Source organism: Caldimonas tepidiphila, assembly GCF_003569765.1.
Classification (GTDB): domain Bacteria; phylum Pseudomonadota; class Gammaproteobacteria; order Burkholderiales; family Burkholderiaceae_C; genus Caldimonas; species Caldimonas tepidiphila.
In genome coordinates, this window is record NZ_QXMG01000108.1 from 1 (window position 1) to 12,742 (window position 12,742).

A 12,742-nucleotide genomic window follows, 5' to 3' on the forward strand; every position below is an offset into this window, starting at 1 on the left:
CCTAGTCTTACTGTGTCACAAGCGTAGTGGGCGCTTGCATGAACCGCAGAATGGGCACTGCCCCAACTCAAGGAGCAGGCAGGCGCTGAGCCGCAGTCGCAGCGTCGTGATCGAATTCGGGGTATGACGCTGCGCGCGACCGAGCGCCCCGGGGAACGTAATCTCGGGGAAGCGCAGGCAGCCGGCGTTCGAGGCGCAGATTTTTTTCCCGATCGCCGTCTGTGGCGTTGTGCTCGTTGCTCAAGCGCTGAGCGACAAGGAAGCCGTAGGCGGCGATGGCGAGGCTGGCGTGATGGTGGAAGCCCCGCCAGCCTCGGCCCTCGTAGTGCCCGAGCCCCAGATCCTGCTTGAGGTCCTGGTAGTCACGCTCGATGCGCCATCGCAGGTGCGCTACCCGCACGAGCTCGTGCAGCGGGGCGCTCTCGTCGAGCGTGGACAGCCAGTACTTTCTGGGCTCGTCCTTGTTCTCGGGCCATTCGATGAGCAACCACTGCAGCGGGTGCAAGCGCTGCTTGCCCGTGACCGGGCCGGCATGGCGCACCCGCAGCGCGGCGAAGCGGCCCGTAAGCGGCTCGTTGCTGCCTTGGCGCCAGGTGATGGTGGAGAACGCTTCGTTCGGCAGCGACTGCGCCAGGTCCCCCACCGACATCGGCTTGTGATCTGGCGAGCGCCGGGTGGCGATCGGGTGCCGTCCGCGACCCGACCACGGCTTCGGTAGCAGCGGCTCCATGCCCGGGGGCCAGACCATGACAGACGACGTCACGCCCGCCATGTAGTGCAGCCCCATGTCGGTGAGCCGCTGGCGGAACGCTGCATCCACCCCATAGCCGGCGTCAGCCACCACGCAGTAGCGCGGTGCGCCCTCGTCGAGCAGCGTCTGCAACTGATTCAGTGCGATCTCGGTCTTGGTCGCGAAGCGCACGTCCTCGGGCACGCCTGCCTTGCGCCGGCGCTCCTCGTCCTCGGCCCATTCCTCGGGCAGATACAGCCGCCACGCCACCGGCAGGCTGGCTTGCTCGTTGGCCAGTGACACGCTCACCGCCACCAAGCAGTTGTCCTGCTTGCCCAGCACGCCGCACCACTGCCGCGCCACGCCCACCGAGTGCCGGCCCTTCTTGGGAAAGCTCGTGTCGTCGATGAGCCAGTAGCCACCTGCCGAGAAGTTCATCCTCGGCACCACCCACTGCGCCACGCGGCGCAGCAACTCCGCGTCGCTCCACTCGGCCTTGGCCACGAAGTGGTGCAGGGCCTGATGCCGCGCGCTCGCGTGCAGTGGATCAAGCCGCGCGGCCATCGGCTCCACGCTCTTGCGCGACAGCGGCAGCATCAGCCCCGTGCAGTAGTTCCTCAGGCCCGCAACCCGGTCTGCGTGCCCCAGCCCTGCCGCCAGGTGCGCCATGTACTCATCAAACTGCACCCTCGAGTCCATGCTTGCCTCCTGTGCCCTTGCACCAGACAAATATAGATCAAACTAATGACACAGTAAGAATAGTTGCTGCAGCAACTGCAGGCCGTTGTCCTGTGCGAGCAGGCAGCTCGATCGTGGTCGATGAAGGCGTAGCGTTCTGCGTGCGATTGATAGAGAGGCGCCACAAGATATTGAGAGTGGTGGTCGCGACCGAGGCTCGGTTGAGCGTCGGCGAAGAGGCGCAAGGCTTGGCGCTGCTGGGTGCGTTTGCGCGGGTGTCGAGCGCTATTTGCACCGAGGCCTTGCGCCTCGTCGAGGCAGGAGCCCCCGCTTCTGTTCTCTATCTTCGAAAGATCTAGAGGGAGCCAGCCCGAGGCGAAAGAGCCCCAAGCTGGCTGGCAAGAGAAAAGGCATCGACTCTACGGCCGGTCCCAGGCGACGCCCCCGGTTCTGGCGCGAACTGCACCATCACTTACCAGGGATAACCCTCGGGGGCGGGGAACATCAAAACGCATCTTTTCGCACGAAAAGTCTGTCCACCTCATTGCTTGCTCGACAGGGCTACATAAACGGCTGGAACCATCTGTGATGGCCTTCGCGGTCATGTGACGTCCGAAAGCTAACCTCGCTGCAGCCGCCGGTTTGCAATCAGCCCCGCCAGCACCAGGCTCAAGATCAGTGCCTGTCCGCCGATGCTCTCGGCCGTCGGGTAGACGCCCAGCAACGGTACGGTGAAGAAGTGGATCTCGGTAGCGCCGATCTTGCCGGCCTCCTGGAGGGCCGCGATGCCGTTGCCAATGAACACGATCGCCAGCAGCGCCAGCATTCCCGACGTCACGGAGAAGAAGGGCCCGATCGGAAGCCGCACCGAGTAGCGCAGGATCGCGCCGCCCAGGAGCACCAGCAACACCGCGGCGGCGGCCATGCCCCACAGCACGGCCGAGTGCCCTCCTGGGCCTGCCTGCAGCCAGAGCGTCTCGTAGAACAGGATAATCTCGAACAGTTCGCGGTAGACGGCCAGGAAGGACACGCCCGCCATTGCCCAGAGGGTTTTCTTGCCTAGGGCGCCGGTGACCTGCTCGCGCACGAAAGACTGCCAAGCCTGCGCATTGGACTTGCGGTGCAGCCACCAGCCCACGTACAGCAGCATCGCGGCAGCCAGGAGTGCGGTAATCCCCTCGGTGAGTTCGCGCTGTGCACCGGATATTGCAAACAGGTGCTTGGCAATGAACCAGGTGACAGCGCCCAGCGCCACGGCGGCAATCCAGCCGGCATGCAGGTAGGGCAGGGCGTCGCGGCGCCCGGACTTGATGACGAAGGCGCCGATGGCGGCCAGCACCAGGATGGCTTCCAGCCCCTCGCGCAGCAGGATCAGCAGCGAGCTGACAAAGGCGGTGGTCGTCGACAGGCCGTTGCCGGATAGCTGCGCCTCGGCGCGCGCGAGCAGCGGCTCCAGGCGGTTGGACACCTGCTGCGCGGCGGCGCCGGGTTGTGAGCCGCCCACCGCGGCGCGCAGCGCCATCATCTCCCGCTCGATCTCCTGGCGCAGCGGCGCATCGACGTTGTCCAGCGCGTTCTCGATCAGCTCGAACCCCTCCAGGTAGGCGGCAATGGCGAGCTGGCGTGCGCCTTCGCGGTCGCCGCGGCCGGCGGCCTGCACCGCCTCGGCCACCTTCTGCCGTGCGAAGGCGATCGGCGAAGGCGCGCCGGCTGCCAGCGCCTGCGGTTGCGCCGCGAGGTAGGCGTAGGCCTCGCGTTCACCCCCCTGCAGCTCGCCCGGCGTAACCATCACTAGCGCCTTGAGGTCGCCCAGCTTGTCCCGGCCGACGCCGTCGCGCCACGCCGCCTCGCCTTGTGTGCGCTGCGGTTCGGACGTGCGCATTGCTCCGGCGAAGAAGGCCAGCGCCCAGCGATCATCCTCCGCCAGCTCGCCGAAAGAGCGCATCGGCGTGCCGTTCACGCCCAGTGTGATGGTGTTGTAGAGGCCGTAGAGACTGCGCTGCTCCATGCGAGCCGTGTCGTGGAAGTCGCTCGGCGCGGGGTCCATGCCTTGGGCGAGCGGACCGTCGCCACGGCCCTGGGCGCCATGGCAGGCGGCGCAGTGAGCCTCGAACAGGGCCGCGGCACGGGCCAGATCGGGTGCCACGCGCGGAGCCACGGTGAGATCGTAGGCGCGGATCACGCCGGTGCGCACGGCTGCGGCCAGCGCAGACACCTCTGCCCCTGGTGCTTTGGTCTCGATGCGCGCAAGCAGCTGCCGCGCTTGCTCCACCAGTGCAGCCTGGTCCGGCACGGCGGGCAGCTGCCGCAGGATCTCGACCGACTGTGCCGCGAACTCGCGCTGCTCGACGTACTCCGCCTCGTCGAGCACCTTGCCGTCCTTCACGAACTCGGGGTAGTCGACCCCGACATAGTCGAGCATGTGGATGACGGTTTGGGCCCGGTTGTCGTTGGCTGCGACGGCAGTAGTTGCTGCCCCTAGGAGCAGCAACCAAGCCGCGAAGCAGGAAAGCAGCTGCGGGAGGATAGTCATAGTTACCTATTGAGAATAGTTCTCGTTGTTGCTTGGCATGCGCTCCCCTGCGACTAGCTATGCACGACAACGATTGAAGAAGTTTGCTCACACTGCCGATTGCCGCGCCCACGCTTCTGGTACAGCTCGCGCTCGTATGCGGGCCGTTTCTAGAGCCGGTGACGAGGTTCTCCTGGCGATCGTTGGCTCCGATGCCCGCACTAGTTCGAGCCTTACTTGACACGCAGGTCGTGCACGGGGGTGCCCGGTATCCCAGGAGCACAGGACTCAATGGCGTCCCCCCTTGATCGACAACTCCAAGTGAAGTCATGTACTGATGCACGAACATGCTGCATAATTGTAATGCGAATCATTCTTACTTGCATTACATCATGTATGACCGTCCTGTTCGTCGCATCTCTCGGCACTTGCCCCTACTGAGCATGCAGCTCACGCCTCTTCATCGGGCTCTGTTCGCTGCAGCGTTGTGCACCGTAGGCATCCAAGGGCAGGCGCAGGAACAGTCGCAATCGCCGACCGCCCTCCAGCCTGCTCCTTCGTCCGCAGACCGGACGGGAGTTACGACGAGCTTGTCCGACATCGTCGTCACCGGCTCGGCCCCGGTCCGCAGCGAGCGCAGCGGTGCCTACACGGTGCGGCACAGCCGCTCGGCCACCGGCCTTGCGCTCTCGCCCCGCGAAACGCCGCAGTCCGTCTCGGTGGTGACGCGCTCGCAGATGGACGATTTCGGCCTCAATAGTGTCAACAAGGTGCTCGATGCCACCCCGGGCGTCACGGTGGAGAAGGTCGAGACCGACCGGACCTACTACACCTCGCGCGGCTTTGACATCACCAACTTCCAAGTCGATGGGATCGGCCTGCCCTTCGCCTACGGCAACGTCCTCGGCGACCTCGACACCGCGATCTACGACCGCGTGGAGGTCACCCGCGGCGCCACCGGGCTGATGTCGGGCACGGGCAACCCATCGGCGACCGTCAATTACGTGCGCAAGCGTCCGACAGCTGTGCTCCAGGCCTCGGCCGGCCTAACGCTCGGCTCCTGGAACGACCGACGCGTCGAGGCCGATGTGGCGGGTCCGCTCACCCCCTCGCGCAGCGTGCGCGGCCGGCTGGTGGTCGCAGCCCAGGACAGGGACTCCTACCTCGACCGCTACAGCCAGGACAAGCATGTCCTGCACGGCGCCCTGGAGACCGACCTCGGGGACCGTACGGTGCTTACGCTCGGCCACACCCGGCAGGAAAACCGACCCCGGGGCGTGCTGTGGGGCGCCCTGCCGCTGAACTACACCGACGGCACGCCGACCGCCTACGACCGCTCGACCAGCACCTCGGCGGACTGGACTTACTGGAACAACAGCACCGCCACCACCTTCATGGAAGCGCTACACGAGCTCGACGGCGGCTGGAGCGCCCGCGCGGTGCTAACACGGGTCGACCTGAGCTCCGACGGCAAGCTCTTCTACGTCTACGGCACGCCGGACCGCAGCACCGGCGCGGGATTGTTCGCCTATCCCTCGCACTACCAGCTTGACAACACCCAGAAGATCCTCGATCTGCGGGCCAACGGGCCGTTCGAGTTGGGCGGCCGCAAGCACGAACTGGTGTTCGGCGCGAGCCTCGCCAAGTCGGAGCTGCAGGACCGCTCCATGCATGGCCAAGGCATCGGCACCGCGCTGCCGGACCTCACCACCTGGGACGGCAACTATCCCGAGCCCGCCTTCACCGTCGCGGGCGGCGGCAGCGACCTCTCCGAGCGGCAGCGCTCGGCCTACGCCGCGGCACGCATCAACCCGGCCGACGACCTCAAGCTCATCCTCGGCGCCAATGCCACCTCCGTCGAGACCACCGGTACGAGCTACGGCGCGAGCCGGGCCCGGACCGAGACCCGCACTAGCCCCTACGTCGGTGCAATCTACGACGTGACGCCCGGCTGGTCGGTCTACGCCAGCCGCACCGCGATCTTCAAGCCGCAGAGCGAGGTGGACGCCAGCTTCGAGCGGCTGGCCCCGGCCACCGGCAGCAGCGTCGAGGCCGGCGTCAAGGGTGAGTGGTTCGACAAGCGGCTCAACGGCTCCTTCGCGCTGTTCAAGACCCGCCAGGACAACCTCGCCTCCAACGCCCGCTACGTCGGCATCCAGGCAGTCCACGAGGGCGTGAACACGCTTGCCCGGGGCTTCGAGCTGGAGCTCTCGGGGGCAGTCACCCAGCGCCTGAAGATTAACGCCGGTTACACGCAGCTCTCCATCGAGGACGACGCGGGCCGCGAGGCACGCACCTTCACGCCGCGGAGGCTGCTGCGCGTCGCGGGCACCTACCAAGTCCCGGTGATCGAGAAGCTGAAGGTCGGCGCGGCGCTGAACGCGCGCTCGGCAACGCACCGCGACCAGGGCAGCGGCACCCCAGTCCGACAGCCGGGCTATGCGCTGCTGGACCTGATGGCACGCTACGACTTCAGCGAGCGGCTCAGCGCCACCGTCAATCTCAACAACGCCACCGACAAGCGCTACCTCACCAGCCTGTACTGGGCCCAGGGCTACTACGGCGCCCCGCGCCACGGCAGCGTCAGCCTGAACTGGAAGTACTGATCCGCCGGAGAGGCGACGGCAGCACCCGCTGCGTCGCCTCCCACCGCTTGTTGATGCCGCTGAAGTCGAAATCCTGATCCCGCCATGGCCCAAACTCCCTTGACCACCGCCCACGTCACCGGCCGCGTGGCCGCTGCCATCCTAGGCGGCTACGCCTTCACCTGGAGCTTCACCGCTTTCGGCATTGCCGGCCTGGTGGCCCTGGGATGGGACTACCACGAGGCCGAGACTGGCGTGCTCATGCTCGCCTTCCTCGTGTTCCTCGGCCTGTTCCTCTGGGCCTTCGCCGCCGCCAGCCTCACTCGCGTGTGGCTGGTGCTGGCCGCAGGCGCGGTGCTCATGAGCGCTGCCGCCAGCGCCCTGCAACGCAGCCTGATCGCCTGAAGGAGGTTTCCGCATGTTCTCCAGCTTCCGCCTTTCCATGGCCTGGCTGCACACCTGGTTCGGCCTGGTGATCGGCTTCGTGCTCATCGTGGTGTTCTTCTTCGGCACGCTCTCGGTCTTCGATCGCGAGATCGACCGCTGGGCCCTGCCCGAGACGCGCTTCGACCCGCAGCCCATGCCGTCCTTCGATCAGGTGCTGCTGCCGGCGCTGCGCAAGATCGAGCCCGACGAGGCCGACTACGCGGCCAATATGCCGGCGCTGCACGACTTGGCCAAAGGACCGATGACGCCCCGGCAGGAGTTGCCAGCCGACGAGTACTGGGCCTACACAACGCACCGCGACCCGGTGCTGCGCCTGGGGGTGGGTTTCGGTGTCCCGAATGCGAAAGACCCCGACGGGCACAACCACATCCATGGCGAGGCCACCATCGATCCGCGCACCGGCGCTGCTGTGCGCGCCGATCAGCTCAAGATCGGCAGCGAGTGGTTCTACCCCATGCACTACAGCCTGCACCTGGACTGGAAGTCCGTGGGCATCTTCATCGTCGGCTTGGCCGCGCTGGTGATGCTGGCCGCGCTGGTCTCGGGGGTGGTCATGCACCGCAAGATCTTCCGCGAGTTCTTCACCTTTCGCCCGGGCAAGCACACCCAGCGCAGCGCGCTGGACCTGCACAACCTCACCGGCGTGGTGGCGCTGCCCTTCCACTTCTTCTTCGCATTCACCGGGCTGGTGATCTTCGCCGCCTTCTACTACCTGCCGGTTTCGCAGTTCCAGCTCAAGCCCTTGCATGACCGGCACGAGGTGATGGAGGCTGCCGCCACGGGCTTGCCGCATAAGGCCTCCGGCATTCCTGCGTCACTGGCTTCGGTCGATGCGATGGTGCTGGAAGCCAAGCGCCGCTGGGCTGCGCGCGACATGGCCGGCGAGGTGGGTTTCCTGCAGGTGCATCACGTGGGCGATGCAGACAACTTTGTTTCCATCTATCGCGCCGGCAGCGACCGCATCGCGCTGGTCGGGGAAGGCATCCATTTCAAGGCCAGCACCGGTGAGGTGCTGCGCGAGGACCCTCCGCGCAGTGTCGTCTCGGAGATCAACGAGTTCCTCACCGGCCTGCACCTGCAGCACTTCGAGCACTGGTTCCTGCGCTGGCTGTACGTGCTCGGCGGCTTGCTGGGCTGCGTGTGCATCGCCACCGGCTTCGTCTTCTTCGTCGAGAAGCGCAAAGCAACGCACGCCAAGACCGGCGGCCAGGGCAGCCGCGTGGTCGATGCGTTGGCCGTGACCGCCGTCAGCGGCATGGTGGCCGCCGCCATCGGCATGCTGGCGGTCAACCGGATGCTTCCGGCCGACCTGGCTGGCAAGGGCGACTGGGAGAAGATGGCATTCTGGGGCGTGTGGATGCTGGCCCTGCTACATGCCTTCTGGCGCAGCGCCCCGGTGGTGCAAGCACGCATGAACCCGGCTTGGCGCGAGCAGTGCTGGGCGATCGCGGCCTTGGCAGTGACGGCTGTGGGGCTGAACTGGATCACCACCGGCGACCACCTGCTCAAGACGATGTTCACCGCTCCCTACTGGGCCGTGGCCGGAGTGGACCTGAGCCTGCTTGTCAGCGCCGCCATCGCGGCATGGGCCGCTGTCCGCTTGGCGCGGCGCGGGCAACTGGGGCCGCGCCTACAGACCGTCCAAGACGCAACCCCGGTCGCCACGGAGGCAGCGCATGTCTGAGTCACTCTGGCTGATCGCCGCCAATGTGCTGAGCTTCAGCGGCATGGCTTGGCTCGCCCTGGCGATGGAGGTGCACTGGGAGCAGGTAAGGCGCGGCCCGGCCGCTGAGGCCCGACGTCCCTGCCGACTGTTGCGCGGTCTAGGCGTCGCGGCCCTGCTGTTCTCGCTGCTGGCCTGCCTGCAAGCCGACCGGCCCTCGATGGCAGTGCTGGTGTGGATGATGCTCCTTGCAGGTGGTGCAGTAGCCGTGGCAATGACACTGGCTCGGCGGCCCGGTCTGCTGGTACTGCTCTGGCCATTCGGGCCAGCCATGTTGCGCAAATGAATTCAGGGAGAGCTTCCCCTGACCCCGGCCGGAGCTATGCAATAGCCACCGTCTGCGACCGGCCGAACTGGCTGAAGCGAATGAGCAGCGCAGCGCGCACCTGCAACTCGGCGACCTAACGATCGAAGGAGCACGCCATCGCGCGCTCGCCCCGCAACTTGAAGCAGCGCATCTTCGCCTCCACGAGGCTTCGGCGGAGGCTCCCCACCGCGCAGCCCTGGGAGTGCCCTTGTATGGAGAGCTTGCTCACGCACCCCGGCCCGTGCACGCGCCCCGATAATCCGCGCCCATGAACATCCTGATCATCGGCGCGGGCCGCGTCGGCGAAAGCGTGGCCGAGAGCCTTGCGTCCGAGCGCAACGACATCACCGTGATCGACACCGACCCGCAGCGCCTGCGCGCGCTGCAGGACCGGATCGACCTGCGCGGTGTGGCCGGCAACGGCATCCAGCCCTCGGTGCTGCGCGAGGCCGGCGCCGAGGACTGCGACATGCTGATCGCCTGCGCGCCCGCCGACGAGACCAACCTCGTGGCCTGCAAGATCGCGCATGACGTCTTCAACGTGCCCACCACGATCGCACGGCTGCGCTCGCCCGAGTTCGACACCGACTCCCCGCTGCTGTCCAAGACTGGCGGCTTCGCGGTCGATGAGGTCATCTGCCCGGAGGAGTCGATCACCACCTACATCCGCAAGCTCATCGAGTACCCCGAGGCACTGCAGGTGCTGGAGTTCGCGCGCGGGCGCATCAGCCTGATCGCGGTGCGTGCGGTCGGCGGCGGGCCGCTGGTGCGCCACACGATCGCCGAGTTGCCGCGCCTCGTGCCCGATGTGCCGATGCGCATCGTGGCGATCTACCGCCAGGACGAGCTCGGCAACGACCGCCAGATCGACTGCGACGGCACCACCCGAATCGAGCCCGGCGACGAGGTATTCGTGCTGGCCGCGACCGAGCACATCCGCCGGGTGCTCAGCACGCTGCGCCGTCGCGACCACCCGGTGCGCCGCATCATCGTCGCCGGCGGCGGCAAGGTGGGCCTGCGCCTGGCACGCCACCTGAAGGACGACTACCGCATCAAGCTCATCGAGCGCGATGCCACGCGCTGCGAGTACCTCGCGACCCAGCTGCCCGCGAACGTGCTGGTGCTGCACGGCGACAGCACCGACGAGGAGCTGCTCGAGAGCGAGTACGTGCGCGACACCGACCTCTTCCTCGCCCTTACCGACGACGACGAGGACAACATCATGGCCTGCCTGCTTGCCAAGCGCATGGGTGCGCGGCGTGTGCTCGCGCTGATCAACCGCAGCGCCTACGCCGACCTGGTGCAGGGCACGCAGATCGACATTGCGGTCTCGCCCGCGCAGACCGTCATCGGCGAGCTGCTCGCCCACGTGCGTCGCGGCGACGTCGAGGCGGTCTACAGCCTGCGCCGCGGCGCGGCCGAGGCGCTGGAGGCGGTCGCGCGCGGCGACCGCAAGTCATCGAAGGTGGTGGGCCGGCGCATCGACGAGATCGACCTGCCCACGGGTGCGCAGATCGGCGCGATCGCGCGTGGCAGCGGTGCGGACGTGAAGGTCATCATCCCGCGCCACGACACCGTGATCGAGGCCGACGACCACCTGGCGGTGTTCCTGCCGCGCAAGCGCATGGTGCGCGAGGTGGAGAAGCTTTTCCAGGTCAGCGCCACCTTCTTCTGAGCCATGAACACCATCCTGCCGGTCCTCTCGCTGCTCGGGCCGATCACGATGGCCTTCGCCTTCACGCTGCTGGTGCCGCTGGCAGTGTCATGGTGGATCGGCGACGGCGCGCTCGGCGCCTACCTGCCGGCGATGGGCATCACCTTCTTCAGCGGCCTGCTGACCTGGCTGGCCACGGCCCACCGCCGCCGCGAGCTGCAGCCACGCGACGGCGTGCTACTGGTGGGCCTCGCGTGGTCGCTGCTGCCGCTGTTCGCGAGCCTGCCGCTGCTGTTCCACTTCCACGACGCCGGCACGCCGCTGTCCTTCACCGACGCCTACTTCGAGGCGATGTCGGGCCTCACCACCACCGGCGCGACGGTGCTTGCCGGGCTCGACGCGCTGCCGGGCTCGATCAACCTGTGGCGCTGCTTCCTGCAGTGGCTCGGCGGCATGGGCATCCTGGTGCTGGCCGTGGCGATCCTGCCGCTGATCGGCGCCGGCGGCAGCCAGCTCTTCCGCGCCGAGGCCAGCGGCCCGATGAAGGACACCAAGCTCACGCCGCGCATCACCGAGACCGCCAAGGGCCTGTGGAGCGTGTACTGCCTGTTCTCGATCGCGTGCGTGGCCGCCTACTGGGCTGGCGGCATGGAGCTGCTGGACGCCTGGATGCACATGTTCACCACCGTGAGCCTCGGGGGCCTGTCCTCGCACGACGCGAGCTTCGGCTACTTCCGCTCGCCGCTGCTGGAGTGGATCTGCATCGTCTTCATGCTTGCGGCGAGCTGCAACTTCGCGCTCTATTTCGTCGCGCTGCGCAAGCGTTCGCTCGCGCGGCTTGGGGCCGACCCCGAGTTGCGCGGCACGCTCGCGCTGATGCTCGGCGCCAGCCTCTTCGTCGCCGTACTGCTGGGGCTCGAGGGCGTGTACGACGACCCGCTGCACGCACTGCGCACCGCGCTGTTCAACGTCGTCTCGATCGCCTCGACCACCGGCTACTCGACGGTGGATTACACGCGGTGGCCCGTGTTCGCGCCGATCCTGATGCTGCTGCTGTCGGGCATCGCGACGAGCGCGGGCTCCACCGGCGCGGGCATCAAGATGGCGCGGCTGATCATCCTGCTCAAGCAAGCGCGGCGCGAGATGTCACGCATCGTGCACCAGCGCGCGGTCAACCCGGTGACGCTTGGCGACAGCGCGGTCAGTGCGCAGACCATCTTCGCGGTACTCGCCTTCATGCTCGTCTACGGCGCAACGATCATCGCCCTGACGATGCTGCTGCTGCTCAGCGGCATGGACTTCGACACCGCCTTCAGCGCCGCGGTAGCGAGCGTCAACAACATGGGCCCGGGCTTGGGCGAGATCGGCCCGGCTGGCAATTTCTCGGGTCTCAGCGACTTCCAGACCTGGCTGTGCACTGTTGCAATGCTGATGGGCCGGCTGGAGCTGCTGTCCTTCATCGTGCTGTTCACGCCGGAGTTCTGGCGGCGCTGAGCTGTCCTGCGCTTTCAAACGCCGCCGGAGGTCAGTGCATCCATCTTCGTAGCTGCCTGCGCGGCAGTGATCGAAGCACCTTCTAGGTTTGTGTCCACCGAACCGGCAGCAGCCCATCATGGTCTGCGTCCTGAGAGAGGCTCAAAAGATATGGCTCACATCAGGCCTTGGCTCATAACGCCCCGCAAGTAACTTTTGCGCCAGCACTGGCCCCGCTTCTGGCCATACTTCACAACTTACAACTTCTGCTCCAGATTGGTAGCTGTCCTGCTGCCCTTCGCATGCGGCTTGCCGTTTCCCATGCAAAGCCGTAACGCAGAAGGAAAGAACGAAGATGAGCACCAACGAGACAAGGTCCGGACCCAATGAGCAGGTGCTGGGTCGGTGGCTCCACCAGACCATGGATCACGCGGTCATGGTCATCGGACTTGACGGTCGGATCGAGCAGTGGCTGGGAGCCAGCGAACACCTCTTCGGCTACAGCGCCGCGGAGGTGATCGGCCAGCCCGCCGCCATCCTCTTCACGGAAGAGGACCAGCAACGCGGCTTGCCGTGACCTTGCCCGCGAATTCCGGATCCCATAGCTGAGACCGTTACGCGGCCTGCCTTTGC

General features: G+C 66.7%; 10 protein-coding genes and 1 pseudogene. 8 read left to right on the forward strand and 3 right to left on the reverse strand.

Annotated features, from left to right (window positions below):
• Positions 1 to 67: 67 nt before the first annotated feature.
• Positions 68 to 1,429, reverse strand: a complete 1,362-nt coding sequence (locus D3A59_RS24100) for an IS701 family transposase (protein ID WP_119157860.1) — start codon at positions 1,427 to 1,429, stop codon at positions 68 to 70.
• 176 nt (positions 1,430 to 1,605) lie between these two features.
• On the opposite strand from D3A59_RS24100, the gene D3A59_RS25875 reads away from it, so the two are divergent.
• Entirely contained in the window at positions 1,606 to 1,767 is a 162-nt protein-coding gene (locus tag D3A59_RS25875) for a hypothetical protein (protein WP_170162390.1), read from the forward strand.
• A gap of 260 nt (positions 1,768 to 2,027) precedes the next feature.
• On the opposite strand, the gene D3A59_RS24105 is transcribed toward D3A59_RS25875, so the two are convergent.
• Positions 2,028 to 3,830, reverse strand: coding sequence for an FTR1 family protein (locus D3A59_RS24105; RefSeq protein WP_240636196.1), 1,803 nt, complete (start codon positions 3,828 to 3,830; stop codon positions 2,028 to 2,030).
• Between the two features lie 680 nt (positions 3,831 to 4,510).
• Between D3A59_RS24105 and D3A59_RS24110 the strand changes: the two genes are divergently transcribed.
• The 4 genes from D3A59_RS24110 to D3A59_RS24125 all read left to right on the forward strand — a co-directional run bounded on the left by D3A59_RS24110 (position 4,511) and on the right by D3A59_RS24125 (position 8,961).
• A complete protein-coding gene (locus tag D3A59_RS24110; protein WP_157991690.1) occupies positions 4,511 to 6,526 on the forward strand; it encodes a TonB-dependent siderophore receptor in 2,016 nt (671 codons plus the stop codon).
• Between the two features lie 84 nt (positions 6,527 to 6,610).
• Positions 6,611 to 6,910: an iron uptake protein gene (locus D3A59_RS24115; protein WP_119157863.1), complete on the forward strand. Its 300-nt coding sequence runs from the start codon at positions 6,611 to 6,613 to the stop codon at positions 6,908 to 6,910.
• Between the two features lie 13 nt (positions 6,911 to 6,923).
• Positions 6,924 to 8,636, forward strand: a complete 1,713-nt coding sequence (locus tag D3A59_RS24120) for a PepSY-associated TM helix domain-containing protein (RefSeq protein WP_119157864.1) — start codon at positions 6,924 to 6,926, stop codon at positions 8,634 to 8,636.
• On the forward strand, positions 8,629 to 8,961 hold the full coding sequence (locus tag D3A59_RS24125) for a DUF3325 domain-containing protein (RefSeq protein WP_119157865.1): 333 nt from the start codon (positions 8,629 to 8,631) through the stop codon (positions 8,959 to 8,961). Before D3A59_RS24120 ends, D3A59_RS24125 begins: the two co-directional genes overlap by 8 nt.
• A 34-nt stretch (positions 8,962 to 8,995) precedes the next feature.
• Here the strand turns inward: D3A59_RS24125 and D3A59_RS24130 are convergent.
• Positions 8,996 to 9,166: pseudogene (locus tag D3A59_RS24130) on the reverse strand (IS5/IS1182 family transposase); the annotation flags it as partial.
• A gap of 84 nt (positions 9,167 to 9,250) precedes the next feature.
• Between D3A59_RS24130 and trkA the strand changes: the two are divergent.
• From trkA to D3A59_RS24145, 3 genes are all read left to right on the forward strand, one after another.
• Positions 9,251 to 10,657, forward strand: coding sequence for a Trk system potassium transporter TrkA (trkA, locus tag D3A59_RS24135; RefSeq protein WP_119157866.1), 1,407 nt, complete (start codon positions 9,251 to 9,253; stop codon positions 10,655 to 10,657).
• Between the two features lie 3 nt (positions 10,658 to 10,660).
• Positions 10,661 to 12,130, forward strand: coding sequence for a TrkH family potassium uptake protein (locus tag D3A59_RS24140; protein WP_119157867.1), 1,470 nt, complete (start codon positions 10,661 to 10,663; stop codon positions 12,128 to 12,130).
• A 334-nt stretch (positions 12,131 to 12,464) separates the two neighbouring features.
• Entirely contained in the window at positions 12,465 to 12,686 is a 222-nt protein-coding gene (locus tag D3A59_RS24145) for a PAS domain S-box protein (RefSeq protein WP_119157868.1), read from the forward strand.
• The last annotated feature ends 56 nt before the right edge of the window (positions 12,687 to 12,742 follow it).

Excerpts from the sequence above, each read along its gene's own strand:
- D3A59_RS24120 (WP_119157864.1), top strand. The coding sequence starts at position 6,924 with ATGTTCTCCAGCTTCCGCCTTTCCATGGCCTGGCTGCACACCTGGTTC.
- D3A59_RS24115 (WP_119157863.1), top strand. The coding sequence starts at position 6,611 with ATGGCCCAAACTCCCTTGACCACCGCCCACGTCACCGGCCGCGTGGCC.
- D3A59_RS24100 (WP_119157860.1), bottom strand. The coding sequence starts at position 1,429 with ATGGACTCGAGGGTGCAGTTTGATGAGTACATGGCGCACCTGGCGGCA.
- D3A59_RS24105 (WP_240636196.1), bottom strand. The coding sequence starts at position 3,830 with ATGCTCGACTATGTCGGGGTCGACTACCCCGAGTTCGTGAAGGACGGC.
- D3A59_RS24145 (WP_119157868.1), top strand. The coding sequence starts at position 12,465 with ATGAGCACCAACGAGACAAGGTCCGGACCCAATGAGCAGGTGCTGGGT.
- D3A59_RS24125 (WP_119157865.1), top strand. The coding sequence starts at position 8,629 with ATGTCTGAGTCACTCTGGCTGATCGCCGCCAATGTGCTGAGCTTCAGC.
- D3A59_RS24140 (WP_119157867.1), top strand. The coding sequence starts at position 10,661 with ATGAACACCATCCTGCCGGTCCTCTCGCTGCTCGGGCCGATCACGATG.
- trkA (WP_119157866.1), top strand. The coding sequence starts at position 9,251 with ATGAACATCCTGATCATCGGCGCGGGCCGCGTCGGCGAAAGCGTGGCC.